Raw genomic sequence first — 25,606 nt, 5'->3', positions numbered from 1 at the left:
ATCCTCCTTCGATAGTGACCGGCGCGGCGGCGTGCTGCCAGGCCAGGCGGCCGGGCGGCCGGTCCGCAGCCGTACGACCCCGTACGGCGCGGCGGTGGTCATATCAGTCATTTGTCTGGTTAGCCTGTTTTGAAGCCATGTGTGAGCCCATTCGTGGTGGTCGCCAGGGAGGACACCCCCATGCCCGCAGACCTCGCCGTACTCGGACTCGGCAGCACAGGACTCCCCCTCGCCCAGGCGGCGAGCGCCGCCGGCGTCGGTGTCATCGGCTACGACCCCGACCCCGCCGCCGTCGCCGACATCAACGCCGGCCGCGTACCGGCCGGCTCGCTGGCCGCCCCCGACCTGCGCAGGATGCTGGCCGGCGGCTTCCGCGCCACCGCCGACCCGGCGGTGCTCGGCCGGGTGCGTACCGCGGTGATCTGTGCGCCTACCCCGCCCGGCGAGGACCACGCCCTGGACCTGTCCGCGGTGGCCGCGGCCGCCCGCGCGCTGGCCGCGCAGCTGCGGCCGCACACCACCGTCGTGCTGGAGTCGGCCGTCTACCCGGGTACCACCGAGGGCTACCTGCGGCCGCTGCTGGAGACGCACGGCCTGCGGGCCGGGCGCGACTTCCACCTCGCCTACTCCCCCGGCCGCCTCGACCCCGGCAACCGCGCCTTCCAGCTCGCCAACACCCCCAAGGTCGTCGGCGGCTGCACCTCCGCCTGCACGGAGGCCGCCGCCGCCTTCTACAGCCGCTTCACCGAGCGCATCGTGCGCGCCCGCGGCACCCGCGAGGCCGAGGCGGTCAAGCTGCTGGAAACCAACTACCGGCACGTCAACATCGCCTTCGCCAACGAGATGGCGGTCTTCTGCCACGACCTGGGCGTCGACCTGTGGGACGTCATCAGGTGCGCGGAGACCAAGCCCTTCGGCTTCCAGGCCTTCCGCCCGGGACCCGGTGTCGGCGGCCCCGCCGCGCCCCTGGACCCCAACGCCGCACCGCACTTCACCCCGCCCGCGCATCCCCGGCTGCCCGGCCATCCACTGCGGATGGTCGAACTCGCCCAGGAGGTCAACGCGCGGATGCCGCGCTACGTCGTCCAGCGCGCCGCGGCGCTGCTCAACGAGCACGGCAAGTCGCTGCGCGGCGCCCGCGTACTGCTGCTCGGCGTGACCTACAAGGCGGACCTCGCCGACCAGCAGGGCGCCCCCGCACGGGAGATCGGCGCCCGGCTGCTCGAACTCGGCGCCCAGCTCTGCTACCACGACCCGTACGTACCCCAATGGCGGGTGACGGACCGCCCGGTGCCGCGCGCCGACTCGCTGTGGGAGGCCGCCGCGGAAGCCGATCTGACGCTGCTGCTCCAGCACCACCGCACGTACGACCTCCAGGGCCTGGCGGTCAAGGCGCAACTGCTGCTCGACACCCGTGGCGCCACCCCGGCTGGAGCCGCCGCCCGGCTGTGACCCGAGGGTCGCGATCGCCCGGGTGGGGCGGGGACGTGCGGGTCCTGTAACGACCGGATCAATCTTCTTGTCCGACTGTCATTCCCCCCTGCTAGATTTCGGCGTCACCGTTCGCACCGGGGCATGCACGCGTCACCTTGCGCCGCCTGCCGTGCGAACCTCACGCCTTTCCGTCCCCGGGGGATCCTTCATGAGCGCCAACTACCCGCCGCCGCAGCAGCCGCCCGGCCAGAACCCGTACGCCCAGCAGCCGCCGCAGGGCCCGCCCGCGCCGCCGCAGCAGCCGTACGCGCCGTCCCCCTACGCCGCCCCGCCACAGGGCGGCGCCGCCCCGGGAGGCTTCAACGCGCCCGCCCCCGGCGGCTTCAACGCCGCCGCCTACGCACCGCCCGCCCCGATCGGCGCCGCACCGGCCGGCAACCCCGGCCTGGGCGTCGCGGCCGGCATCGCGGCCGCACTGATCGCCGCCGTGATCTACGGCCTGCTCATCAAGGGCACCAAGCACGAGATCGGCTACGCGGCCCTCGCCGTCGGCGCGGTCGTCGGCTTCGCGCTCGCCAAGGTCGGCGGCCGCAACCCCGCGCTGCCCTTCATCGGCGTCCCGCTGGCGCTGCTCGGCGTCTATCTGGGCCAGCTGTTCGGCATCGCCCTGCTGATCAGCGACATCTCCGGAGCGCCCGGCGTCGTGTCGCTGTTCACCGACCACTTCAGCGCGCTCCAGGACACCTGGAAGCACGCGATGGACGGCAAGGACTACTTCTTCTTCGCCATCGCCGGCATCGAGGGCTTCGTCGTCACCAAGCGCGTGGCGAGCTGACGCCCGAGGACGCGTGACACGGCAGGAGGGGCCCCACCGCTGTCCGCGGCGGGGCCCCTCCTGCTGTCGCCTGTGCTGCTGCTGTGCCGCCGCGCTCAGCGGTGGTGCGTCGGCGAGACCGTGACCTCGACCCGCTGGAATTCCTTCAGGTCGGAGTAGCCGGTGGTGGCCATCGAGCGGCGCAGCGCACCGAAGAAGTTCATCGAGCCGTCCGGGGCGTGCGAGGGGCCGAGCAGGATCTCCTCGGTCGTGCCCGCCGTTCCCAGGTTCATCCGCTTGCCGCGCGGCAGTTCGGGGTTGACGGCCTCCATGCCCCAGTGGAAACCGCGGCCGGGCGCGTCGGTCGCGCGGGCCAGCGGCGAGCCCATCATCACCGCGTCGGCCCCGCAGGCGATCGCCTTCGGCAGGTCACCGCTGGAGCCGAAGCCGCCGTCCGCGATGACGTGCACGTAGCGGCCGCCGGACTCGTCCATGTAGTCCCTGCGGGCCGCCGCCACGTCGGCCACCGCGGTGGCCATCGGCACCTGGATGCCCAGCACGTTGCGCGTGGTGTGCGCGGCCCCGCCGCCGAAGCCGACCAGCACACCGGCCGCCCCGGTGCGCATCAGGTGCAGCGCCGCCGTGTACGTGGCGCAGCCGCCGACGATGACCGGCACGTCCAGCTCGTAGATGAACTGCTTGAGGTTCAGCGGCTCGTGCGACCCGCTCACGTGCTCCGCCGACACCGTGGTGCCGCGGATCACGAACAGGTCGACCCCGGCGTCCACCACGGCCTTGGAGAACTGCGCGGTCCGCTGCGGCGAGAGGGCGGCCGCCGTCACGACCCCGGCGTCCCGCACCTCCTTGATCCGCTGCCCGATCAGCTCCTCGCGGATCGGGGCCCGGTAGATCTCCTGGAGCCGCGCGGTCGCCCGTACGTCGTCCAGCTCGGCGATCTCCGCGAGCAGCGACTCCGGGTCGTCGTACCTGGTCCACAGCCCTTCGAGGTTCAGCACCCCGAGCCCGCCGAGGTTGCCGATCCTTATCGCCGCCTCCGGCGACACGACGGAGTCCATCGGAGCGGCCAGGAAGGGCAGCTCGAAGCGGTAGGCGTCGATCTGCCAGGCGATCGAGACTTCTTTCGGGTCCCGGGTGCGGCGGCTCGGCACCACGGCGATGTCGTCGAACGAGTATGCCCTGCGGCCTCGCTTGCCCCGACCGATCTCGATCTCTGTCACGTCTCGTGCCTCTCTCTGTGGCCTGCGGCCCCAGTATCCCGCAACCCGGCCACCCGCCGGACTCACCCCGACCGGCCCCGTCCCTTCGCAGGGGGTGCGCTTCCCGCGAGAGGGTGCGCCCCAGGCGCGCGGGGAACTACGCGGCCGGCCCGCCACCGGGGTGCGGGTCGTCACCGGCCCGAAGGGGCTGTTCGGTTCGATCCGGACCACCGGCCGGTGGCCGGCTGAGCGCGCAGTTCCCCGCGCCCCTGGGTTGCCCCCCTGCGGAAGGGGAAGCGGCGCGGTCGCGGAGGCGCACCCTCCTGCGCAAGGGGCCCCGCGGCCGGACCGCGGCTAGCCGTGGTAGTTCGGGGCCTCGACGGTCATCTGGATGTCGTGGGGGTGCGACTCCTTGAGGCCCGCGGCAGTGATCCGCACGAAGCGCCCCTTCGTCTCCATCTCGGCGACCGTGGCGGCGCCCACGTAGCCCATGGTCTGGCGGAGGCCGCCGACGAGCTGGTGGAGGACCGCGGACAGCGGGCCGCGGTAGGGGACCTGGCCCTCGATGCCCTCGGGCACGAGCTTGTCGTCGGAGGAGACCTCGGCCTGGAAGTAGCGGTCCTTGGAGTACGAGCGGCCCTGCCCGCGAGACTGCATCGCGCCCAGGGAGCCCATGCCGCGGTAGGACTTGAACTGCTTGCCGTTGATGAAGAGCAGCTCGCCGGGGGACTCCTCGCAGCCGGCCAGCAGGCTGCCGAGCATGACGCTGCTCGCGCCCGCGGCCAGCGCCTTGCCGATGTCGCCGGAATACTGCAGGCCGCCGTCGCCGATGACCGGGACGCCCGCGTCGACGCAGGCCTGCGCGGCCTCGTAGATCGCGGTGACCTGGGGAACGCCGATGCCGGCGACGACCCGGGTGGTGCAGATCGAGCCGGGGCCGACGCCGACCTTGACGCCGTCCACGCCGGCGTCGATGAGCGCGCGGGCGCCGTCGCGGGTGGCGACGTTGCCGCCGACCACGTCGATGCCGACGCTGGACTTGATCTTGGCCATCCAGTTGAGCGCGTTGCTGTTGTGGCCGTGCGAGGTGTCGACCACCAGGAAGTCCACGCCCGCGCCGACCAGCGCCTGCGCGCGGTCCAGGGCCTCGGGTCCGGTGCCGACCGCGGCGCCGACGACGAGCCGGCCCTCGGAGTCCTTGGCCGCGTGCGGATACTGCTCGGCCTTGACGAAGTCCTTGACGGTGATCAGGCCGCGCAACCTGCCCTCGTCGTCCACCAGCGGCAGCTTCTCGATCTTGTGGCGGCGCAGCAGCGCCATCGCGTCGACACCGGAGATGCCGACCTTGCCGGTGACCAGCGGCATCGGCGTCATGACTTCGCGCACCTGGCGCGCCCGGTCGGACTCGAAGGCCATGTCGCGGTTGGTGACGATGCCGAGCAGCCGCCCGGTCCCGTCGGTGACCGGCACGCCGCTGATCCGGAACTTCGCGCAGAGCGCGTCCGCGTCACCGAGCGTGGCGTCGGGGCGGACGGTGATCGGGTCGGTGACCATGCCGGACTCGGAGCGCTTGACCAGGTCGACCTGGTTGACCTGGTCCTCGATCGACAAGTTGCGGTGCAGCACGCCGACGCCGCCCTGCCGGGCCATGGCGATGGCCATCCTGGCCTCGGTGACCTTGTCCATCGCGGCGGACAGCAGCGGGATGTTGACCTTGACGTTGCGCGAGATGAGCGACGAGGTGTCCACCTCGCTCGGCAGCACCTCCGAAGCGCCCGGCAGCAGCAGCACATCGTCGTAGGTCAGCCCGAGCGCGGCGAATTTCTCGGCTACTCCGTCGGCGTTCAGCGTCATGACACCTTCCCGAATGGTCTTGCCCGGCGAGTTGTTCAATGGTAGTGGCTGCGCCGGCATTCCCTGACCGCCCAGGTGAGAGCCCTACGGCGGCCCCCGGAGCCTGTCCTAGGCGCTCAGACCGCCGGCGCTCGCCGGGTGCGCGGCGGCCGACTCCTCGGCGATGGCCCGCAGCCTGCTGAGCGCGCGGTGCTGCGCGACCCTGACGGCTCCCGGCGACATGCCGAGCACCTGGCCGGTCTCCTCGGCGCTCAGCCCGACCGCGACCCGCAGCAGCACCAGCTCCCGCAGATGCCCGGGGAGCCGGTCGAGCAGTTCCTTGGCCCAGGCGGCGTCGCTGTTGAGCAGCGCGCGCTCCTCGGGGCCGAGCGAGTCGTCGGGCTTCTCCGGCATCTCGTCGGAGGGGACCGCGGTGCTGCCCGGGTGGCGCATCGCGGCCCGTTGCAGGTCGGCGACCTTGTGGGCGGCGATGGACACCACGAAGGCCTCGAAGGGCCGCCCGAGGTCGCGGTAGCGCGGCAGCGCGCACAGCACGGCCAGGCAGACCTCCTGGGCGAGGTCGTCCACGAAGTGCCTGGCGTCACCGGGCAGCCGGGACAGCCGGGTGCGGCAGTAGCGCTCGGCCAGCGGGTGGACGTGCGCCAGCAGGTCGTGGGTCGCGCGCTGGTCGCCGTCGACGGCACGGCGAACGAGGGCACCGATGGCCGGAGTGTCGTCGTCGCGCATCCACCCATGGTGCCTCGCCGCCGGACTTTCCGTCGCATCGCGGCCGTACTTCTGCACCGAAGCGTTATGAGCCGCCGTGGCCGAGGCCGCGGCGGAGTCCGCGGCTGGCTCGGTCATCTCCGCCTTCAGGTGCGCTGTGTGGTCCGCCTTCTGGTCCGCCATGTGAAGCCCCCGCCGATCCCCGAGGAAGTCCATACGTCAAGCATGCGTCCTCCCCCGGGAAACCGAGGACTTGTGGGGGACCGCGCCGTACGGCGTACGGCGTAGCCGGGTCAGCGGACCAGGCCCCAGCGGAAGCCGAGGGCCACCGCGTGGGCCCGGTCGGAGGCGCCGAGCTTCTTGAAGAGCCGTCGCGCGTGCGTCTTGACGGTGTCCTCGGACAGGAAGAGCTCGCGGCCGATCTCGGCGTTGGACCGTCCGTGGCTCATCCCTTCGAGGACCTGGATCTCCCGGGCGGTCAGGGTGGGCGCGGCGCCCATCTCGGCGGACCGCAGCCGGCGCGGTGCGAGCCGCCAGGTCGGGTCGGCGAGCGCCTGGGTGACGGTGGCCCGCAGTTCGGCGCGCGAGGCGTCCTTGTGCAGGTAGCCGCGGGCGCCGGCGGCGACCGCCAGGGCGACGCCGTCCAGGTCCTCGGCGACGGTGAGCATGATGATCCGGGCGCCGGGGTCGGCGGACAGCAGCCGCCGTACGGTCTCGACGCCGCCGAGGCCGGGCATCCTGACGTCCATCAGGATCAGGTCGGACCGGTCGGCCCCCCAGCGGCGGAGCACTTCCTCACCGTTGGCCGCGGTGGTTACGCGCTCGACGCCGGGCACGGTCGCCACCGCGCGGCGGAGGGCCTCTCGGGCGAGCGGGGAGTCGTCGCAGACGAGGACGGAAGTCATGACCGCCCTCCGCAGCTGAACCGCGTCACGTTGTGCCTCCAGGCTGTACGAAGTCTTCACCGTTGGGGCTGACGGCATCGGGCAGCTGCCCGAATCCCGTGGGACCGCTTGGGCCGCCAACCGCTTCCGCCACACTCAACGACCCTCACCCGAAAGAGTTACGAAGTTTGGTCGCCACCATCGGCACTCTACGTGATCATGCGTGTACCAATCACTCACGCCGCAGGTCAGAACGGGTGAGCCGGTCAATTTCCGAGCCTGGGGGCGGACGGCTGCCACGGGGGGCGGCGCGGCGGATACTGCTGAACGGGTGTTATGCCGGACTTTGCACCCTTTGGCCGCTCTTTCCTGATGCGTGGGCGAATCGTCGCTAGATTGGCGATGAGTCATATTTACATCTACTACGACAGTAGATGTACGGTCGGAGACACCGAGGTCGTCTTGGCCGTCACGCACCCGTCGAGGGGATGAGCAATGGCAGACTTCTCCCGCCTTCCCGGCCCGAACGCCGATCTCTGGGACTGGCAGCTGGTGGCTGCCTGCCGAGGTGTCGACAGCTCACTGTTCTTCCACCCCGAGGGCGAACGCGGCGCGGCCCGCAGCGCACGCGAGGCCGCCGCCAAGGAGGTGTGCATGCGCTGCCCCGTACGGGCCGAATGCGCCACCCACGCCTTGGCCGTACGCGAGCCGTACGGCGTCTGGGGCGGGCTCACCGAGGACGAACGCGAGGAGATGATGGGGCGCTCGCGGCACCGGGAGCTCAGTCCGCAGAACTAGCACCTGCGGGGAGGGGGTGCGCTTCCCGGGCGCACGCGTTGCCGGCCGGCCGGATCTCCCAGCGGGCCAGATTCCGCAGAATCGATTCTGCGCTGCCCCGCGAACACCGGCCCAGCAACACCGGCCCCCGCGAGCCCCCGCCCGGCGACGTCCGATCTCACGAACCCCGCCGCAGCGCCGCCCGCGCGAGGCGCGCCAGCATCATGTCCACCGCCGGCACCTGGGCGAGGTCGGGCAGGGTCAGGGCGACGACCTCGCGTTCCACCGCCGGGCGCAGGGTGACCACCGCGACGCCTCGCGACCGCAGTGACTCCAGCGCGAGGCGGGGCAGCACCGCCACACCCAGGCCCGCCGCGACCAGGCCGATCACCGCCGGGTAGTCGTCGGTCGCGAAGTCGATCCGGGGCGTGAAGCCCTCCCGCTCGCACATCTCCACCAGGTGTCCCCGGCAGCGCGGGCAGCCGGCGATCCAGCGCTCGCCCGCCAGCGCCGCCAGATCCACCGGACCCGCGCCGCCCGCCAGCCGGTGGCCCTGCGGGACCACCCCCACCAGCCGGTCGGCGAGCAGCGGGCGCACCACCAGGTCGGCCCAGGACTCCTCGGCCGGCGTCGGCAGGTCCGGGTAGCGGAAGGCCAGCGTGATGTCGCAGTCGCCCGCCCGCAGCATGTCCACGGAACCCGGCGGCTCGGCCTCCACCAGCGACACCTCCGTGCCGGGGTGCCGCTCGCGCATCTCCGCGACCGCGCCGGGCACCAGCGTCGGCGTCCCCGACGGGAAGGACGCCAGCCGTACGCGGCCGGCCCGCAGCCCCGCGATCGCGGCGACCTCCTCCTCGGCCGCCGCCAGGCCGGCCAGGATCCCGTCGGCGTGCCGCACCAGTGCCTCGCCGGCCTGCGTCAGCCGCATCTCGCGCGGCCCGCGCACCAGCAGCGGGGTGCCGGCGGACGCCTCCAGCGCCTTCATCTGCTGGCTGACCGCCGGCTGCGTACAGCCCAGTGCCCGGGCCGCGGCCGAGAACGAGCCGCCCCGCGCCACGGCCCTCAGCACCCTCAGGTGCCGTGCTTCGATCATGGCCCCACCATAAGCACTGCTTAGGCATGACCCCCACAAATCGGCGATGGACTTTGCCTCTCGTCCGGTCCACGCTGAATCTCATGAGCGTCCACGCAGCAGCCGGCCCCGCCACCGCCTTCGGTCGTGCGGTGGCCGCCGAATACCCCGACCTCCCGCCCGGCCGGCTCGACGCCGCCACCCACGCCCTCGCCCCGGCCCGTACGATCGCCGCCCTGCGCCGCGCCCTCGACGCGTGGGCCGCCGGGCGGCCCGACACCGGCGGTTACGAGACCGCCGTCGCCGAGGCCCGCGCCTCCTTCGCCCGCATCACCGGGGCGCCGCTCTCCCAGGTCGCCCTGGCCGGCACGGTCGCCGGCAGCGTCGGCCTCATCGCCGCCGCGCTCCCCGCGGGCGCCGAGGTCGTCGCCTATCAGGAGGACTTCAGCTCCCTGGTGCAGCCCTTCGCCGCCCGGCCCGACCTGCGGCTGCGGCTCGTCCCGCTGGAGGACGTCCCCGGCGCGGTGCGGCCGGGGACCGCGCTCGTCGCGGTCAGCGCCACGCAGTCCGCCGACGGGCGGGTCGCCGACCTCCCGGCGATCCGCGCCGCCGCCGCCGTACACGGCGCCCGCACCCTGGTCGACGCCACCCAGGCGATCGGCTGGCTGCCGCTGGACGCCACGGCGTACGACTACGTCGTCTGCCACGGCTACAAGTGGCTCGTCTCGCCGCACGGGGCGTGCTTCCTCACCGTCCGTGCCGAGGCGGAGTCCACCCTGTCCCCCGCCTTCACCGGGTGGTACGGGGCCGACGACCCGTGGAAGTCCTGCTACGGGCCCGTCGCCGACCTCGCACCCGGCGCCAGGCGCTTCGACGCGCGCCCCGCGTATCTGGCCTACGTCGGTGCCGCGGCGTCGCTCTCGCTCATCGAGGAGCTGGGCGTGGACGCGATCCACGCGCACGACGTCGCCCTCGCGGCGCGGCTCCGTTCCGGCCTCGCCGCGCTCGGATACCGGCCCGTCCGCGGGGACTCCGCGATCGTCGCGGTGCCGGGGGGTCCCCGGCGACGTGGAGCGGCGGTTGCGCGAGGCCGGCCTCGCCTTCTCCTCCCGGGCGGGCAATCTGCGGTTCGCCCCGCACTTCTACAACACCGCGGCGGACGTGGATCTCGTCCTGTCCGCCGCGGCTTAGGGCGTGGCGCGGTTGCCCGCCGGGGGGACGGGCCGCGGTCGGCGGCGGGTCGGCCGGCCGCCGCTCGGCTCCGGGGGCCGGAAAAGCGGTTGGACGCGGTGCGGGCGGATGGTCGAATGCCCGGATGGACACTGCTGAGGCCCTCGCCCTTTTCGACGACCAGTTGCGGCGCAACGCGCCGCCCGAGTCGCCGACGACCAGGATCGACAAGGGAGCCGGTGTCGTACGGCAGGTGGGCGCCGGCGCCCACGAGTGGTGTGGGGTGGCCTGGTCCGATCTGGACGAGGCCACCGCCGACGCGGCCGTCGCGGCCCAGCTGGAGTGGCTGCGCGGCCCGGAGGCGGCGGGCCGCGAGTTCGAGTGGAAGACGTATTCCCACGACCGCCCGGCGGACCTCGGGATGCGGCTGCGCGCGGCGGGCTTCGAGCCGGCGGACCCCGAGACGCTGATGGTCGCCGAGATCAGCGAGGTCGCCGCCCTGACGCGGGGCGCGGAGCTGCCGGCCGGAGTGCGGTTGGAGCCGGTGGTGGACGCCGCCGGTGTGGACCTGGCCGCGACCGTGCACGAGCAGGCGTTCGGTACGAGCGCGGAGCGGCTCCGGGCGAGGATGCTCGACCAGGTCAGGGACCGCGCGGACACCGTCAGCATCGTGGTGGCGATGGCCGGCGACGTGCCGGTGTGCTCGGCGCGGATGGAGTTCGTCCCCGGGACGGCCTTCGCCGGCCTGTGGGGCGGCGGCACCGTGCGGGAGTGGCGCGGCAAGGGCATCTACCGCGCGCTGGTGGCGCACCGGGCGCGTATCGCCGCGGCCCGCGGGTATCGCTATCTGCAGGTCGACGCGTCGGACGACAGCCGCCCGATCCTCGGGCGCCTCGGCTTCTCGGCGCTGAGCGTGACGACGCCGTATCTGATCACGGCACCGGCCTAGGGCCTGTCCGGCGGATCTTGGCGGATCAGCCTGCGACGTCCGGTGCCGTACATCGCAAGGCGGAGAATCGTCCTCGTACCGGGTCGTACAAGGATGATTCGACAACGCAGCGAGGTGCGGTGCCGGGCGTCGCAGGCCCGCCAAGATCCGCCGGACAGGCCCTAGAGGCGGGCACCCGTGCGGCTGCTGAGTGTGAACGTGGGCCGGCCGATACCCAACCCGTGGAAGCGGCTGGCGGCGACGGGCATCGACAAGTGGCCGGTCCAGGGCCCGGTGGCGGTGCGGGCGCCCGGTCCGAAGGGCACCGGGGCGGTGGGGCTGTCCGGTGACCGGGTCTACGACGTCAAGCACCACGGCGGCGACGACCAGGCCGTCTACGCGTACGCCAGGGAGGATCTGGACCGCTGGGAGAAGGAGCTGGGCCGCAGTCTGGCCAGCGGCTGCTTCGGCGAGAACCTGACGACCACGGGCTATGACGTCAATGCCGCGCTGATCGGCGAGCGGTGGCGGGTGGGCACGGCCGGACCGCTGCTCGAGGTGTCCTGCCCGCGGCTGCCGTGCGCCACCTTCGCCGGCTGGCTGGACGAGCACGGCTGGATCAGGCGATTCACCGCGGGCGCCCTGCCGGGCCCGTATCTGCGGGTCATCGAGCCCGGCGAGCTGGCCGCGGGTGACACGGTGGAGGTCGTCGACCGTCCCGCGCACCGGGTGACGGTCGCGCTGGCCTTCCGGGCGATGACCGCGGAGCCCGACCTGCTGCCGGAGCTGCTGGCCGCGGACGCGCTGCCCGCGGAGGACCTGCGGACCATCAGGAAGCGGCTCGCGGGCAACCGGTCCTGACACGCCGTGGGCATACGCTGCCCGCATGACGACTTCCCTGATCACGGGTGCGACGGCGGGTATCGGCGCGGCCTTCGCGCGGCGGCTGGCGGCCGGGGGCGGCTCCGACGGCAAGGGCCGCGGGGGACGGCACGACCTGGTGCTCGTCGCCCGGGACGGCGTACGCCTCGGCGACACCGCGGCCGAGCTGCGCGAGCGGTACGGCGTCGGCGTCGAGGTGCTCCAGGCCGACCTCGCCACCGACGACGGCATCTGCGCGGTCGAGTCCCGGCTGCGGGACCCCGGCAGGCCCGCGGTCGACGTGCTGGTCAACAACGCGGGCTTCGGCAACCGCGGCCGTTTCCTCGACGCGCCGATGTCGGACGAGCTGCGCATGCTCACCCTGCACTGCGAGGCGGTGCTGCGGCTGACCGCCGCCGCGGCCGAGGGCATGCGGGAGCGCGGGCGCGGCTCGGTGATCAACGTCGCCTCGGTCGCGGCCTTCATGCCCCGCGGCACGTACGCGGCGAGCAAGGCGTGGGTCGTCCGCTTCACCGAGGGCGCCGCCCTCGACCTGCGCGGTTCCGGCATCCGCTTCCTCGCCCTGTGCCCCGGCTTCGTCCGCACCGAATTCCACCAGCGGGCGGGCATGGACGCGGACCGCCTCCCGGACTGGGCGTGGCTCGACGCGGACAAGGTCGTGTCCGCGGCTCTCCGCGACCTCGCCAGGGGACGGGTCGTCAGCGTCCCGGACGCCCGCTACAAGACGGCCGTCGCCCTCGCCCGCCACGTCCCGTCCCGCCTCTTCGGCGCCCTCTCCACCGGCGCGGGCCGCAAGTACGACCCGAAGCCGTGAGTTTCGCCCGGGGGTAGCCCCGGGCGCCCCTTCCGGCCTGCCCTCCGGGGGAAGGGGTCAGGGCTTGCGGGCGACTCCGGCCCAGTAGTACGCGGCGCGCTCGTCCTGCGTGAGGGGGGACTCGGGGCGCCAGGCCATGACGGGGACCAGGCCCGGGGAGACCAGCTCCCAGTCGGTGAAGAAGCGCAGGACCTCGGAGCGGTCCCGGGGGACGAAGGTCATGTGGCCCTCTTCCGCGGCGCGGGCGACTGACGCCATGGCCTCGGGGTCGAAGTCCTGGGTGGGGTGGCTGATGGCCACATGGCTGCCGGAGGGCAGCGCGTCGAGGAAGGCGGTGACCGCGGCCCAGGGGTCCTGCTCGTCGCGGACCAGCATCAGGATCGCGACGAGCAGCAGCCCGACCGGCTGCCCGAGGTCGAGGGTGTCCCGCAGCAGCGGCGCGGCCAGGACCTCGCCCGGCTTGCGCAGGTCCGCTTCGAGGTAGACCGTCCGGCCGGCGCCGGGCGTGCCGTTGAGGACGTCGTGGGCGTGCGCCTGGACGATGGGGTCGTTGTCGACGCACACGACCCGGCTGTCGGGGGCGACGATGCCGGCCACCGACGCGGTGTCGCCGTCCGCGGGGATGCCCGTGCCGATGTCGAGGAACTGCCGGATGCCGGCCTCCTCGGCCATGTACCGCACCGCGCGGCCGAGGAATTTGCGGTTCTCCATGGCCATCGCCTTGATGCCGGGTATGGCCTGCTCGATGGCCTGGCCCATCGCCCGGTCGGCGGCGAAGTTGCTGCTGCCGCCGAGCCAGTAGTCGTACATCCGCGCCGAGTGCGGGAGGCTCGTGTCGATGAGGGGGCCGCCGGTCTGATCTTTCGTCATGCGGCCCAATCTGCCGTACGGCGGGGCACGCGAAAAGGGCGGCGCCCGCCGCCCCCCGAGGGGGCAGCGGGCGCGGGCCGGAAAAGGCGAGGTCAGTGCGAGTGGCCGTGACCGCCGGCGGACTCCGGCTCCTCTTCCTTCTTCTCGACGACCAGCGTCTCGGTGGTGAGCAGCAGCGACGCGATGGACGCCGCGTTCTCCAGCGCGGAGCGGGTGACCTTGACCGGGTCGATGACGCCGGCCTTGACCAGGTCGCCGTATTCGCCGGTGGCCGCGTTGAAGCCGTGGCCCTTGTCGAGCTCGGCGACCTTGGAGGTGATGACGTAACCCTCCAGGCCGGCGTTCTCGGCGATCCAGCGCAGCGGCTCGACGGCGGCGCGGCGGACGACGGCGACACCGGTGGCCTCGTCGCCTTCCTTGCCCAGGTTGTCGGCGAGGACCTTCACGGCGTGCACGAGGGCGGAACCACCGCCGGAGACGATGCCCTCCTCGACGGCCGCGCGGGTCGCGGAGATCGCGTCCTCGAGACGGTGCTTCTTCTCCTTCAGCTCCACCTCGGTGGCGGCGCCGACGCGGATGACGCAGACGCCGCCGGCCAGCTTGGCCAGCCGCTCCTGCAGCTTCTCGCGGTCCCAGTCGGAGTCGGTGGTGCCGATCTCCGCCTTGATCTGGTTGACGCGGCCCTCGATCTCGGACTTGTCGCCCGCACCGTCGACGATGGTGGTCTCGTCCTTGGTGATGGTCGCGCGGCGGGCGGTGCCCAGCAGGTCCAGACCGGCCTGGTCGAGCTTGAGGCCGACCTCCTCGGCGATGACGGTCGCACCGGTGAGGGTGGCGATGTCGCCGAGCATGGCCTTGCGGCGGTCTCCAAAGCCCGGCGCCTTGACCGCGACGGCGTTGAACGTGCCGCGGATCTTGTTGACGACCAGGGTGGACAGCGCCTCGCCCTCGACGTCCTCGGCGATGATCAGCAGCGGCTTGGAGCCACCGGCCTGGATGATCTTCTCCAGCAGCGGCAGCAGGTCCTGGATCGAGGAGATCTTGCCCTGGTGGATCAGCACGTACGGGTCGTCGAGGACGGCCTCCATACGCTCCTGGTCCGTCACGAAGTACGGCGACAGGTAGCCCTTGTCGAAGGCCATGCCCTCGGTGAACTCCAGGTCCAGGCCGAAGGTGTTGGACTCCTCGACGGTGATCACACCGTCCTTGCCCACCTTGTCCATGGCCTCGGCGATCAGCTCGCCGACCTGCTTGTCCTGCGCGGACAGGGCGGCGACGGCCGCGATGTCCTCCTTGCCCTCGATGGCGCGGGCGGTGGCCAGCAGCTCATCGGAGACCGCCTTGACCGCCGCGTCGATGCCCTTCTTGAGCGAGGCGGGGGACGCGCCGGCCGCCACGTTCCGCAGGCCCTCGCGGACCAGCGCCTGGGCCAGGACCGTCGCGGTGGTGGTGCCGTCACCCGCGATGTCGTTGGTCTTGGTCGCCACCTCCTTGACGAGCTGGGCACCCAGGTTCTCGTACGGGTCCTCCAGCTCGACCTCACGGGCGATGGTCACGCCGTCGTTGGTGATGGTCGGGGCGCCGAACTTCTTGTCGATGACGACGTTGCGGCCCTTGGGGCCGATCGTCACCTTCACGGTGTCGGCGAGCTTGTTGACGCCGCGCTCCAGGGCGCGACGGGCGTCCTCGTCGAACTTAAGAATCTTGGCCATGCCTGCGAACTACCTCGTCTACTCGTCTAATCACGTCGTCACGGACGGTAAGGACGGCGAAAAAACCGCCCCGGGGACCCGGCCTCAAGGACAGGGACTCCCGGGGCGGGATCACGGCTGTGCAGCCGGGGAATTACTTCTCGATGATCGCGAGAACGTCGCGGGCCGAGAGGACGAGGTACTCCTCGCCGTTGTACTTCACCTCGGTGCCGCCGTACTTGCTGTAGAGCACGACGTCGCCCACGGCGACGTCGAGCGGCAGCCGGTTGCCGTCCTCGAAGCGGCCCGGGCCCACAGCCAGGACGACGCCCTCCTGGGGCTTCTCCTTGGCGGTGTCCGGAATGACCAGGCCCGAGGCCGTGGTCTGCTCGGCGTCGAGCGGCTGGACCACGATGCGGTCCTCAAGCGGCTTGATGGCAACCTTGGTGCTGGCGGTCGTCACGATCCGACCTCCCCCTTCAAAGGGCTCACGGGAGTGTCTGTCTGGGTCGGCGACCTGGTAGGCCCGTCGTCGCGGGTGCCGGACCTGCCCGTCGCTGTTGGTCTGGCACTCAGCGGGGCCGAGTGCCAGAAACGAGACTAGGACGCCGTTAGCACTCGGTCAAGCGGAGTGCCAGCCACGCACTCCATCCGGGTGTCCTCCGGCCCTCCTGCGCCCGGCCGGGCGCACCTCCCGGGTCGGGGAGAATGAGGGGGTGACGCCCGAGGATCTCGAAGGACTGCTGACCGCGGAGGGGCAGGGGCTGCTCGCCGGGCTGCGGGAGCACGACGCCGCGGACGACCTGGCCGTGGCCACCCGGCTGCGGCGTACGCACGGCGCGGACATCGTCGCGGCGGCGCTGGCCCAGACGCGGCTGCGGCAGCGCGCGGTGGCGAAGTTCGGCCCGGTCGACGCGCACCGGATGTACTTCACGCCGCACGGACTCGAACAGTCCACCCGCGCGTCGGTGGCGGCCCACCGGGCCGCCAGGTTCGCGAGCTTCGGGCCCGCGGCGGTGGCCGACCTGTGCTGCGGCGTCGGCGGCGACGTCATCGCCATGCTGCGGGCCGGCCTGGCGGTCACCGCCGTCGACCGTGACCCGCTGACCTGCGCGGTGGTCAGCGCGAACGCCGCCGCGCTGGGCCTGGCCGACCGCCTCGACGTCAGGTGCGCGGACGTGCTCGACGTCGGCACGGGCGGCCTGGACGGCGTGTTCGTGGACCCGGCCCGCCGCACGGCGCGCGGCCGGGTCTTCGACCCCGAGGCGTATTCGCCGCCGCTGTCGTGGGCGCTGGGCGCGGCGGCGGCGGGTTCACCCGGAGCGGTGAAGGTCGCACCCGGCATCCCGCACGAGGCGGTGCCGCCCGCCGCGGAGGCCGAGTGGATCTCGGACGGCGGTGACGTGAAGGAGGCGGTGCTGTGGTTCGACGGCCGCGGCGACCGCGTACGGCCCGGCGGCCGCCGCGCGACGCTGCTCCCGTCGGGCGCCACCCTGATCGGGCGCGGCCTGCCCGACCCCCCGGTGCGGCCGGTCGGGCGCTACCTCTACGAGCCGGACGGCGCCGTCATCCGCGCGCATCTCGTGGCCGAGGTCGCGCAGGAGGTGGGCGGCGGGCTGATCGACCCGACGATCGCGTACGTCACCGCCGACGAGCTGCGGCCCACGCCGTTCGCGACCGCGTACGAGGTCACCGACGTCCTGCCCTTCGGGCTGAAGCGGCTCAAGGCGCTGGTGCGCGAGCGCGAGGTCGGCGTCCTCACCGTCAAGAAGCGGGGCTCCGCGGTGGACCCCGAAGACCTCCGCCGCCGCGTGCGGCCTCGCGGCCCGCACTCCACCACCGTCTTCCTCACCCGCACCTCGGGCGCCCCCACCATGCTCCTCGGCCACCCGGCCCGGCTTTAGCACTCCTCCTCCGCCGGGACGGCGCCCTCGTAGGGGGCGGGGGCCCTGCGCCTGGAAGCGCCGCCCCCGCGGGGGCTAGACGTAGTCGTCGAGGCGGGCCAGGGTGAAACCCTGCGAGGCAATTTGCCGCAGCAGGTTGGCGGTCATCGCCGTCATGGATTCCCCCTTGAGCTGCGCGGGCCCGCGAAAGTGGGCCAGGATGATGTCGCCCGGGTGGAATTTCTTGTCCGGGCGCTGGAACTGCACCTTCTTGATCTGCATCGACTCGCGCCAGAGAATCATCGCCCGCAGGCCGCCGCAGGATTTCACCGCGGTCCGCGTGTCCGCGTTGTAATTGCCGTAGGGCGGCCGGAAGAGCCCGGGCGCCGTCCCGTATTCGTGGGTGAGCTTCGTCTGCTGGAAGCAGATCTCGTGCTTCTGCTGTGCCAACGACCGTCCATGCAGGTCAGGGTGGCTGAGCGTGTGGTTCTGTATCGAATTGCCGAGAGCCTGGAGCGGCCGGAAGAAACCGTAGTCGTTCTTGATGATGTCGTCGGTCAGGAACATCGTGAACGGGATCTTCAGATCCCGCATCATCTGCACGAATTTCGGGTCCTTCTCGGCCCCGTCGTCAAAGGTCAGGAAGACGATCTTCTGGTCGGTCGGTATGTCGCTGACGACGGGTATCGCCCCGTCGCCCGTCCGTATCGGTTTGACCGCGGGCGGCGCGGGCGGCGGGGGGAGGAGCGGGATTCCCCATTTGCGGAAGGCGGCGGCGCGGTCGTCGGCCGGGGCTGGCTTGGGGGCCGACGGGGCCGCCGTGGAGCGGGCCGGGGGCGCCGGGGAGTGCGCGGCATCGACCGCGGAGCAGGCCGTGGTGAGGAGCAGGGCCAGGAGCAGGAAGATTTTTCCGCGTGGTGCGCGCATCGGGGAGGGACCCTACGTCGGGTGCTGCTACGTCATGGTGCGAGCACTCGGCGGGGCGCTCACCTTGGACGAGGCGTTTTTCAGCCCGTCGGTTCCACCGCGACGGAGGTGAACCGCCAGCGGTGGACGTCGCGCCGCACCAGGCCGGCGGGCGGCTCCGCCAGTTCGGGCACGGCATCGTCGTATGCGGCGTCCCACCAGGTCAGTACGAGGACCCGGTCACCGGGAGCGGTGAGGAATTCGCGGCGCAGGAAGCCGCCGGGCAGGGCGGCGGCGGCCTCCCGGGCCCAGGCGAGCAGTTCGGGGCCGCGGCCCTCGGCGGCGGCGGCCTCCCACATGAGGGTGACGCTCATCCGTAGAGGTTGCCTTCGCCGGCCTCGTGCGCGTGTGAGTGCGCGTGAGTGTGCGTGTGGGTGTGGCCCGGCACGGACACCTCGGTGACCGGCAGCGAGGAGTCGGCCGGGAGGTCGAAGGTGGACGAGGGGCGCCCCCTGGCGACCATCTCCGCGCCCAGCGCGGCCACCATGGCGCCGTTGTCGGTGCACAGGCCGGGGCGTGGCACCCGCAGGCGGATTCCGGCGCCCTCGCAGCGCTCCAGGGCCAGGGCGCGCAGCCGGGAGTTGGCGGCGACTCCGCCGCCGATCATCAGATGGTCGACCCCGTTGTCCTTGCAGGCCCTGAGGGCCTTGCGGGTCAGCACGTCGACCACCGCCTCCTGGAAAGACGCGGCCACGTCGGCGACGGGGACGTCCTGGCCGTCCCTGCGGCGGGCCTCGACCCAGCGGGCGACGGCGGTCTTGAGGCCGGAGAAGGAGAAGTCGTAGAGCGGGTCGCGGCCGCCGGTCAGGCCCCGGGGGAAGGCGATGGCGGCGGGGTCGCCGTCGCGGGCGTGGCGGTCGATCGCGGGGCCGCCGGGAAAGCCGAGGCCGAGGACCCGGGCGACCTTGTCGAAGGCCTCGCCGGCCGCGTCGTCGATGGTGGCGCCCAGCGGGCGTACGTCGCCGGTGATGTCGGGGGCCAGCAGCAGCGAGGAGTGGCCGCCGGAGACCAGCAGGGCCATCGTCGGCTCGGGCAGGGCGCCGTGTTCGAGCTGGTCGACGCAGATGTGCGAGGCGAGGTGGTTGACGCCGTAGAGGGGCTTGCCCAGCGCGTAGGCGTACGCCTTGGCCGCCGACACCCCGACCAGCAGCGCGCCGGCGAGGCCGGGGCCCGCGGTCACGGCGACGGCGTCGAGGTCGCCGGCGGCCACGCCGGCCTCCTTCAGCGCCCGCTGGATGGTGGGGACCATCGCCTCCAGGTGGGCGCGGCTGGCGACCTCGGGGACGACGCCGCCGTAGCGGGCGTGCTCGTCGACGCTGGAGGCGACGGCGTCGGCGAGCAGGGTGTGCCCGCGGACGATGCCGACGCCGGTCTCGTCGCACGAGGTCTCGATGCCGAGCACAAGGGGTTCGTCAGGCATGGAATTCCTCAGCCAGGTTCTGTGCCGGGTCGGCGCGGCGCATGACGAGCGCGTTGACGTTGCCCGGCTGGTAGTAGCCCTTGCGGATGCCGATCGGCTCGAAGCCGAAGCGCTGGTAGAGCCGCTGGGCGCGGGCGTTGTCGACCCGTACTTCGAGCAGCACCTCGTGGCATTCCGCGGCGGTGGCCGCCCGCAGCAGGGCGATGAGCAGGCGCGAGCCGAGCCCGGTGCCCCAGTGGTCGCGGGCGACCGCGATGGTCTGGACGTCGCCGGTGCCGGCGACCGCCGCCAGCCCCGCATAGCCGACGATACGGCCGTCCGGGGTTTCCGCGACGACGTACGTGCGGGTGGCGGCCGGGTGCCTGGCGTCGGCGATCTCCGACCAGAACATGCCGCGGGACCAGGCGTCGTCGGGGAAGAGGGCGCCTTCGAGGGCGACCACCCGGTCCAGGTCCCACCAGCGCATGTCGCGCAGGACCACGTCGTCCGGGTCGTTCACGTCGTTCGGGTCGTTCGGCTCGCTCACGTCGGCAGGACCGCCTTGTAGCCGGCGGGCACCTGGGCGTCGGGACGGCGCAGGTAGAGCGGCAGCGGGGGGGCGAAGTCCTCGCCCGCCGCGAGCCGGTGGGCGGCGAGCGCGGCCAGCGCGCCGGCCGACTGGTGGGCGGGGTCGGGGCGGCGGTCGGTGAAGGCCTCGGGGTAGAGCGCGGCGCCCGCGCCGACGGCGGGCAGCGCGAGGACGTCCCGCGGCAGGTCGGCCGCGCGGTTCACCGCGGGCTCGGTGACGCGGGCGGCGGGGCCGTCGTATCGGGCCCAGTAGACCTCTTTGCGGCGGGCGTCGGTGGCGACCGTGAACGGCCCTTCCAGGCCGGCCTCGCCCGCGGCCCAGGCGAGGCCGTCGAGGGTGCACACGCCGTGCACGGGGACGTCCAGGACGTCGCCGAAGGACGCGGCGGTGACCAGGCCGACCCGCAGCCCGGTGTAGGGGCCGGGGCCGACGCCGACGACCACGCCGGTGACGTCGGCGAGCGCGCGGCCCGCGGCGGCCAGCACCCGGTCGATCGCGGGCACCAGCAGTTCGCCGTGCCGGCGCGCGTCGACGACCGTGGACTCGGCGAGCACCCGCTCCCCGTCGTGGAGGGCGGCGGTGACGGCGGGCGTGGCGGTGTCGAAGGCAAGCAGCAGCACGCCCCCAGGGTACGGGCAGCGCCCGTACGGCCGCGGCGGTGGTACGCGGGCCCTTCCGCGGGGCGGCGGAGAGGGCCGCCGCGGCTGCTACCGTCAACGGGGAGCGAGCGCCCAACCCGACCGGAGGACTCCCGTGGCAATCAAAGCCGGCACCCTCGTGACGGGACTGACCGCGGGGGCCATGGTGGTGATCGCGGTGCTGGCCGCGCAGGCGTCGGGTTCGGCCCCGAAGGCCCCGGCTGCGGCGCACTCCTCGGCCCCGCCGCCGAAGTCCGCGTCGGTCAAGCCGAAGCCGAGGACGTATCCGCTGCCCCTGCACTCGGGCGTGGGCAAACGCGTCGTCTACAGCGTCTCCGCCCACCGGGTGTGGCTGGTGGACGACGGCAGCAAGGTGGTGCGCACCTATGCGGTGGTCGCGGGCAATGTGACGCCGTCCAAGGGGCTGCACCACGTCTTCTTCCGGCGCGAGGTGGGTGTCGGCGGCGACGGCAAGCAGGTGGAGCACACGGTGCTCTTCGCGATGACCGGCGGGGTGAACATCGGTTTCAGCGCCGCCGTCGACGGCTCGCTGGCCACGCCGGACCCGGCGAAGCAGAATGCGGCGATCCGGGCGACGCGCGCCGACACCGCCGCGATGTGGCAGTTCGCGACGGTGGGCAGCGCCATCAACGTGCTGCCCTGACGGCGCGACGGATTCCAGCGGGGACACGCGGGCGTGGCATATTGCCACGCCCTGCCGTTTTCACCCGTACGGGCTATGCCGCGTCCTCGTCGGGGACGGTGACCGTAACGGTGGCGGGGACCTCGGGCGACGGCGTGGCGGGCGGCGGGGTGGAGATCCGGCGGGCCGCCTCGGCGGCGGCGAGCACGTCGCGGAAGGTGGGGACGGGCTGGTGGTCCTGGGGGTCGTGGGCCGACATGGTGCCTCCCCGAGCGGTGGAAGTTAGGCAGCCCTAAGCGGGCACCTGGGAACCAGGACACCACGGGTGCCGGTCCCCGCGCAACATCTTCCCGACAGCCTGTCGGTTCATGCCGCGCCCGCTCGGGCCGTCCCGCCGCTCGGGCCGTCCCGGCGCTCAGGCCTCCAGCGCCGCCAGGTCCGTGGCGGCCCAGCGCGGGCCGACGCCGCTGACGGTGACCACCCTGGCGTCGTCGTCGGCCTCGGGCGTCGAACCCACCGTCCGCTCGATGACGACCTGCAGGCGGGCCTCGGACAGCTCCTCGACCTTGCCCTCGCCCCACTCGACGACCACCACCGACTCCGGCAGCGACACGTCGAGGTCCAGGTCCTCCATCTCGTCCAGGCCGCCGCCCAGCCGGTAGGCGTCCACGTGGACCAGGGCCGGGCCGCCGGTCAGCGAGGGGTGGACGCGGGCGATGACGAAGGTCGGCGAGGTGACGGCGCCGCGTACGCCCAGGCCCTCGCCCAGGCCCCGGGTCAAGGTCGTCTTGCCCGCGCCCAGCTCGCCGTTGAGCAGGACAAGGTCGCCGGGGCCGAGCAGCGCGGCGAGGCGTCGCCCCAGGTCACGCATGCGCTCGGCGGTACGTACGGTGATCCGGACGGCGGGGGGGAGCCGGTCCTGAGTGCCCGCGGGGTACGGGTCGTGCGGTGTGCCCATGACCGCGAAGCCTACGCGCCGACCCGCACACCCCGCCCGTCCGTGGCGCGCGGCGGATTACGCCTCGCCCGCCGTCGCCAGCTCGCGCAGCCCGTCGGCGACCGGCGCCTGCACCGAGTCCGCGGCATGGGCGATCAGCAGCGCGAGGGCGGAATTCACCAGCTCGGGCCGCTCGAATATCACCAGGTGCCCGGCGCCCGGCACGATGACCAGCTCGGCGTCCGGCAGCTTCTCGGCGATCTCGGTGCTGTGCGCGCTGGGCGTCAGCAGATCCTTGTCGCCGGCCAGCACCAGGCCGGGCAGCCCGTCGAGCACGGCGAGCGCGTCGCCCTTCTCGTGCTCGGTGAAGGCCGGGTAGAACTCGGCCACCACGTCGATCGGCGTCGACTCGATCAGCCGCTCGGCGAACCGCCCGACCGAGGGGTCCACGTCCGAGCCGAACGAATAGCGCTTGATGATCCCGGCGAAGAGCTCCGCGGTGGCCCGCCGCGCCCGCTCCACCAGCTCGGCCTGGCTGCCCATGATCTTCAGCAGGCCCGGCGCGACCGCCCGGAAGGCCCGCGCACCGGCCGCGGGCAGCCCGAGGGTGACCGCGGCCAGCTTGCCCGAGGACGTCGAGATGAAGCCGACCCCGGCGACCCGCTCGCGCACGTAGTCCGGGTACTGGTCGGCGAAGGCCATCACCGTCATACCGCCCATCGAGTGGCCGACCAGCACCACCGGGCCCTCGGGCGCGGCCGCGTCCAGCACGGCCTTCAGGTCGCGGCCGAGCTGGTCGATGGTCGCGGGGCCGCCCGCGGCCTGGTCGCGGCCGCGCTCGCTGCGGCCGTGGCTGCGCTGGTCCCAGTAGACCGCCCGCACGGAGCCCCGCAGGGCCGCCCGCTGGAAGTGCCAGGAGTCCTGGTTGAGGCAGTAGCCGTGCGAGAAGACCACGGTGAGCGGCAGCGGCGCCGCCCCCACGCCCCGGCGCCCGCGCAGCCAGCCGCGCCGCGCCGACGGCTCGGCCACCTCGACCGGCGTGACGTCCTCGGTCTCGAAGTACAGCTCGGTGCCGTCCTCGGCGGTCGCGGTCCCGGGCACGCCGCGCAGGGTCCCGTAGGGCCCGGTCGCGTCCAGCGCGAGCTGCGCCTTGCGCCGTACGCCGCGCCCGACGGTGGCCCGCTCGATCGCCACGCCGGCGGCGGCCCCCGCGGCCACCACCCCGATCGCGGCACCGACCAGCCCGGCCCGCTCCCACTTCACGCCGACTCCCACCTGCTCAGCCATGCTCCCCGTACACCCGCGGCACCCGGCTGCCGACGCGGGTGACGATCTCGTACGCGATCGTCCCGCACGCCCGCGCCCAGTCCTCCGCGGTCGGCTCGCCCCGGTCGCCGGGGCCGAACAGCACGGCCTCGTCGCCCGCGGCGGCGCAGTCGCCGCCGAGGTCCACCACGAACTGGTCCATCGCCACCCGTCCCGCCACCGTCCGCCACTTCCCGGCCACCAGCACCGGGCCCGCACCGGACGCATGCCGCGGCACACCGTCTGCGTACCCCAGGGGGACCAGTGCAAGCGTCGTCGGACCCGGCGTCACATAGTGGTGGCCGTAGCTGACCCCGTGGCCGCCGGGCACCTGCTTGACGCTGGCCAGCCGGGCGGCGAGCGTCATCACCGGGCGCAGCCCGAAGTCCGCGGGCCCGCCGACCTGCGGCACCGGGGAGATGCCGTACATGGCCACGCCCGGCCGCACCAGGTCGAAGTGCGACTCCGGCAGCGTCAAGGTGCCGGGCGAATTGGCGATGTGCCGCACCTCCGGGTCGAGCCCGGCGTCTGCGGCCTGTTCGAGGGCGGTGCGGAAGACGCCCAACTCGCGGGCGATCGAGGGGTGACCGGGCTCGTCGGCGCAGGAGAAGTGCGCCCACAGGCCGGTGACCCGGATCAGCCCCGCCTTCTCCGCGGCCCTCGCCGCGGCGGTCAGCGCCGGCCACTGCGCGGGCTGCGCGCCGTTGCGGCCGAGGCCGGCGTCGACCTTGAGCTGTACGCGCGCGGTGCGGCCGGCGGCCCGTGCCGCGGCCACCGCCTCCTCCAGCGCCCACTGCGCGCTGACCGTCACGTCGACGTCGGCCTCGACGCATTCCCGCCAGGGGCCGCCCGGCGTCCACAGCCAGCACAGCACCCGGCCGCCGATGCCGGCGGCACGCAGCGCCAGCGCCTCCTCGGGCGTGGCCACGCCCAGCCAGGTGGCGCCGCCCTCCAGCGCGGCCCGCGCGCACGGCACCATGCCGTGGCCGTACGCGTCGGCCTTCACGACCGCCATGAAGGCCGCACCGGGGGCCTTCGCCCGCAGGGCCGCGACGTTCGCCCGCAGGGCCCCCAGGTCGATGTGCGCCCAGCCGCGGCCGCTCGTCATGTCGTTCATCCAGGTCAGTGTCTCAGGCGCGGGTCAGGGTTGCCCTTGACGGCCCGATAGTATGCGCGCATACTAAAGGCGTGACGACTCTGGGAACGGCACACATCACCTCGTCCGCGGCCCCCGACGCCTTCTTCGCCCGCTGGGCGGACATGGCGACCTGGCCGGAGTGGAACGCCGACACCGAGTGGGTGCGGCTCGACGGGCCCTTCGCGCCCGGTGCCACGGGCGTGCTCAAGCCCAAGGGGGCGCCCAAGGTGCCCTTCGTGGTCGCCGCGCTCGTCCCTGGCCGGGAGTTCACCGACGTCTCCAAGCTCGTCGGGGCCCGGCTGACCTTCCGCCACCTCGTCTCCGCCACCACCGAGGGGGCCACCCGGGTGGACGTCACCGTGACGCTCCGCGGCCCCCTCGCCCGCCTCTGGAACCTGGCGCTCGGCAAGGGCATCGCCGCCACCCTCCAGGCCGACCTGGACCGCCTCCGCTCCGCGGCGGAAGCCGCGTGAGCCTCGCGACCGCTTTCGGCTCCGCCGAGGAGAGCCCCGGCCTGCTGCTCTGGCAGGTCACCAACCGCTGGCAGGCCGCCCAGCGCGCGGCCCTGCGCCCCTTCGGCCTCACCCACGTCCAGTTCGTCCTCCTCGCCTCCCTCACCTACCTCCAGGCGTCCGACTCCCCCGTCACCCAGCGCCGCCTCGCCGACCACGCGGCGACCGACCCGATGATGACCTCGCAGGTCCTCCGCGCCCTCGAATCCCGCGGGCTCCTCACCCGCCACCCCCACCCCGGCGACGCCCGCGCCCGCGCCTTGGCGGTGACGCCGGAGGGTCGCGACGTCGCCAACCGCGCGGTGGGGGCGGTGGAGTCCTGCGACGCCGCCTTCTTCTCGGCCCTGGGCCCCGAGACCCCCGCCTTCACGGCGGCCCTCCGCACCCTGCGCAATGGCTGCGCCGCTTCCTCGGGTTGATTGCCCCTGCGGTGCGTTGCTTGCCTGCGGCCGCGCCGTGGTTGCCCGCGCCGTTCTCCGCGCCC

General features: G+C 73.2%; 27 protein-coding genes and 1 pseudogene. 11 read left to right on the top strand and 17 right to left on the bottom strand.

Annotated elements, in window-relative coordinates; all coding sequences use genetic code 11:
- Positions 1-180: 180 nt before the first annotated feature.
- Positions 181-1,452, top strand: coding sequence for a nucleotide sugar dehydrogenase (locus BUE44_RS00965; RefSeq protein ID WP_073492496.1), 1,272 nt, complete (start codon positions 181-183; stop codon positions 1,450-1,452).
- Between the two features lie 190 nt (positions 1,453-1,642).
- Positions 1,643-2,269 (top strand): hypothetical protein, encoded by a 627-nt coding sequence (locus tag BUE44_RS00960; protein ID WP_073492493.1) that lies wholly within the window; start codon positions 1,643-1,645, stop codon positions 2,267-2,269.
- Positions 2,270-2,364: 95 nt separating this feature from the next.
- On the opposite strand, the gene BUE44_RS00955 is transcribed toward BUE44_RS00960, so the two are convergent.
- The 4 genes from BUE44_RS00955 to BUE44_RS00940 form a co-directional block, all read right to left on the bottom strand.
- A complete protein-coding gene (locus BUE44_RS00955) occupies positions 2,365-3,486 on the bottom strand; it encodes a GuaB3 family IMP dehydrogenase-related protein (RefSeq protein ID WP_073492491.1) in 1,122 nt (373 codons plus the stop codon).
- A gap of 333 nt (positions 3,487-3,819) precedes the next feature.
- Positions 3,820-5,319 carry an IMP dehydrogenase gene (gene guaB, locus BUE44_RS00950; RefSeq protein ID WP_073492489.1) on the bottom strand — a complete coding sequence of 500 codons (1,500 nt, stop codon included), beginning with the start codon at positions 5,317-5,319 and terminating at the stop codon, positions 3,820-3,822.
- 108 nt (positions 5,320-5,427) lie between these two features.
- Positions 5,428-6,045 carry a sigma-70 family RNA polymerase sigma factor gene (locus BUE44_RS00945; protein WP_073493360.1) on the bottom strand — a complete coding sequence of 206 codons (618 nt, stop codon included), beginning with the start codon at positions 6,043-6,045 and terminating at the stop codon, positions 5,428-5,430.
- A gap of 272 nt (positions 6,046-6,317) precedes the next feature.
- Positions 6,318-6,929 (bottom strand): response regulator transcription factor, encoded by a 612-nt coding sequence (locus BUE44_RS00940; RefSeq protein ID WP_003948568.1) that lies wholly within the window; start codon positions 6,927-6,929, stop codon positions 6,318-6,320.
- A 474-nt stretch (positions 6,930-7,403) separates the two neighbouring features.
- Between BUE44_RS00940 and BUE44_RS00935 the strand changes: the two genes are divergently transcribed.
- Positions 7,404-7,706 (top strand): WhiB family transcriptional regulator, encoded by a 303-nt coding sequence (locus BUE44_RS00935; RefSeq protein ID WP_073492487.1) that lies wholly within the window; start codon positions 7,404-7,406, stop codon positions 7,704-7,706.
- Positions 7,707-7,863: 157 nt separating this feature from the next.
- Here BUE44_RS00935 and BUE44_RS00930 read toward each other — a convergent pair whose 3' ends face one another.
- Positions 7,864-8,778 (bottom strand): LysR family transcriptional regulator, encoded by a 915-nt coding sequence (locus BUE44_RS00930; protein ID WP_073492485.1) that lies wholly within the window; start codon positions 8,776-8,778, stop codon positions 7,864-7,866.
- 26 nt (positions 8,779-8,804) lie between these two features.
- On the opposite strand from BUE44_RS00930, the pseudogene BUE44_RS00925 reads away from it, so the two are divergent.
- From BUE44_RS00925 to BUE44_RS00910, 4 genes and pseudogenes are all read left to right on the top strand, one after another.
- A pseudogene (locus tag BUE44_RS00925) lies at positions 8,805-9,707 on the top strand (aminotransferase class V-fold PLP-dependent enzyme); the annotation flags it as partial.
- Positions 9,708-10,072: 365 nt separating this feature from the next.
- Positions 10,073-10,876 (top strand): GNAT family N-acetyltransferase, encoded by an 804-nt coding sequence (locus BUE44_RS00920; protein WP_073492483.1) that lies wholly within the window; start codon positions 10,073-10,075, stop codon positions 10,874-10,876.
- Between the two features lie 177 nt (positions 10,877-11,053).
- Entirely contained in the window at positions 11,054-11,716 is a 663-nt protein-coding gene (locus BUE44_RS00915; RefSeq protein ID WP_073492481.1) for an MOSC domain-containing protein, read from the top strand.
- Positions 11,717-11,741: 25 nt separating this feature from the next.
- Positions 11,742-12,551, top strand: a complete 810-nt coding sequence (locus BUE44_RS00910; protein ID WP_073492479.1) for an SDR family NAD(P)-dependent oxidoreductase — start codon at positions 11,742-11,744, stop codon at positions 12,549-12,551.
- Between the two features lie 57 nt (positions 12,552-12,608).
- On the opposite strand, the gene BUE44_RS00905 is transcribed toward BUE44_RS00910, so the two are convergent.
- From BUE44_RS00905 to groES, 3 genes are all read right to left on the bottom strand, one after another.
- Positions 12,609-13,421, bottom strand: a complete 813-nt coding sequence (locus BUE44_RS00905; RefSeq protein ID WP_073492477.1) for an SAM-dependent methyltransferase — start codon at positions 13,419-13,421, stop codon at positions 12,609-12,611.
- 92 nt (positions 13,422-13,513) lie between these two features.
- Complete coding sequence (gene groL, locus BUE44_RS00900) at positions 13,514-15,133, bottom strand: chaperonin GroEL (RefSeq protein WP_073492474.1); 1,620 nt, start codon at positions 15,131-15,133, stop codon at positions 13,514-13,516.
- Between the two features lie 133 nt (positions 15,134-15,266).
- A complete protein-coding gene (gene groES / locus BUE44_RS00895) occupies positions 15,267-15,575 on the bottom strand; it encodes a co-chaperone GroES (RefSeq protein ID WP_033177833.1) in 309 nt (102 codons plus the stop codon).
- Positions 15,576-15,828: 253 nt separating this feature from the next.
- Between groES and BUE44_RS00890 the strand changes: the two genes are divergently transcribed.
- Positions 15,829-17,016, top strand: coding sequence for a class I SAM-dependent methyltransferase (locus BUE44_RS00890; RefSeq protein ID WP_073492472.1), 1,188 nt, complete (start codon positions 15,829-15,831; stop codon positions 17,014-17,016).
- Between the two features lie 75 nt (positions 17,017-17,091).
- Here BUE44_RS00890 and BUE44_RS00885 read toward each other — a convergent pair whose 3' ends face one another.
- The 5 genes from BUE44_RS00885 to tsaB form a co-directional block, all read right to left on the bottom strand.
- On the bottom strand, positions 17,092-17,922 hold the full coding sequence (locus tag BUE44_RS00885) for a polysaccharide deacetylase family protein (RefSeq protein ID WP_073492470.1): 831 nt from the start codon (positions 17,920-17,922) through the stop codon (positions 17,092-17,094).
- Positions 17,923-18,002: 80 nt separating this feature from the next.
- Positions 18,003-18,275, bottom strand: a complete 273-nt coding sequence (locus BUE44_RS00880; protein WP_073492468.1) for a hypothetical protein — start codon at positions 18,273-18,275, stop codon at positions 18,003-18,005.
- Entirely contained in the window at positions 18,272-19,381 is a 1,110-nt protein-coding gene (gene tsaD, locus BUE44_RS00875; protein ID WP_073492466.1) for a tRNA (adenosine(37)-N6)-threonylcarbamoyltransferase complex transferase subunit TsaD, read from the bottom strand. The genes BUE44_RS00880 and tsaD overlap by 4 nt, the downstream gene beginning before the upstream one ends.
- Entirely contained in the window at positions 19,374-19,847 is a 474-nt protein-coding gene (gene rimI / locus BUE44_RS00870; RefSeq protein WP_073493357.1) for a ribosomal protein S18-alanine N-acetyltransferase, read from the bottom strand. The genes tsaD and rimI overlap by 8 nt, the downstream gene beginning before the upstream one ends.
- A 56-nt stretch (positions 19,848-19,903) precedes the next feature.
- A complete protein-coding gene (gene tsaB / locus BUE44_RS00865) occupies positions 19,904-20,569 on the bottom strand; it encodes a tRNA (adenosine(37)-N6)-threonylcarbamoyltransferase complex dimerization subunit type 1 TsaB (RefSeq protein ID WP_073492464.1) in 666 nt (221 codons plus the stop codon).
- Between the two features lie 133 nt (positions 20,570-20,702).
- On the opposite strand from tsaB, the gene BUE44_RS00860 reads away from it, so the two are divergent.
- Positions 20,703-21,251: a hypothetical protein gene (locus BUE44_RS00860; RefSeq protein ID WP_073492462.1), complete on the top strand. Its 549-nt coding sequence runs from the start codon at positions 20,703-20,705 to the stop codon at positions 21,249-21,251.
- Between the two features lie 73 nt (positions 21,252-21,324).
- On the opposite strand, the gene BUE44_RS37340 is transcribed toward BUE44_RS00860, so the two are convergent.
- The 4 genes from BUE44_RS37340 to alr form a co-directional block, all read right to left on the bottom strand.
- Positions 21,325-21,489 carry a hypothetical protein gene (locus BUE44_RS37340; RefSeq protein WP_159450223.1) on the bottom strand — a complete coding sequence of 55 codons (165 nt, stop codon included), beginning with the start codon at positions 21,487-21,489 and terminating at the stop codon, positions 21,325-21,327.
- Positions 21,490-21,645: 156 nt separating this feature from the next.
- A complete protein-coding gene (gene tsaE / locus BUE44_RS00855; RefSeq protein WP_073492460.1) occupies positions 21,646-22,188 on the bottom strand; it encodes a tRNA (adenosine(37)-N6)-threonylcarbamoyltransferase complex ATPase subunit type 1 TsaE in 543 nt (180 codons plus the stop codon).
- Positions 22,189-22,245: 57 nt separating this feature from the next.
- Positions 22,246-23,454 (bottom strand): alpha/beta fold hydrolase, encoded by a 1,209-nt coding sequence (locus BUE44_RS00850; RefSeq protein WP_073492457.1) that lies wholly within the window; start codon positions 23,452-23,454, stop codon positions 22,246-22,248.
- The gene (alr, locus tag BUE44_RS00845) at positions 23,447-24,589 is read right to left on the bottom strand and encodes an alanine racemase (RefSeq protein ID WP_073492455.1); all 1,143 of its coding nucleotides are present in this window, start codon (positions 24,587-24,589) and stop codon (positions 23,447-23,449) included. The genes BUE44_RS00850 and alr overlap by 8 nt, the downstream gene beginning before the upstream one ends.
- Positions 24,590-24,660: 71 nt before the next feature.
- Here alr and BUE44_RS00840 point away from each other — a divergent pair, with 71 nt between their 5' ends.
- Both BUE44_RS00840 and BUE44_RS00835 read left to right on the top strand, forming a co-directional pair.
- Positions 24,661-25,083, top strand: a complete 423-nt coding sequence (locus BUE44_RS00840) for an SRPBCC family protein (protein WP_073492453.1) — start codon at positions 24,661-24,663, stop codon at positions 25,081-25,083.
- A complete protein-coding gene (locus tag BUE44_RS00835; RefSeq protein WP_073492451.1) occupies positions 25,080-25,541 on the top strand; it encodes a MarR family winged helix-turn-helix transcriptional regulator in 462 nt (153 codons plus the stop codon). The genes BUE44_RS00840 and BUE44_RS00835 overlap by 4 nt, the downstream gene beginning before the upstream one ends.
- Positions 25,542-25,606: the final 65 nt, after the last annotated feature.

Source organism: Actinacidiphila paucisporea, assembly GCF_900142575.1.
GTDB classification, from domain to species: domain Bacteria; phylum Actinomycetota; class Actinomycetes; order Streptomycetales; family Streptomycetaceae; genus Actinacidiphila; species Actinacidiphila paucisporea.
Note: the sequence above shows the minus strand (reverse complement) of the source record. Positions and strands in the feature narration are given on the sequence as shown.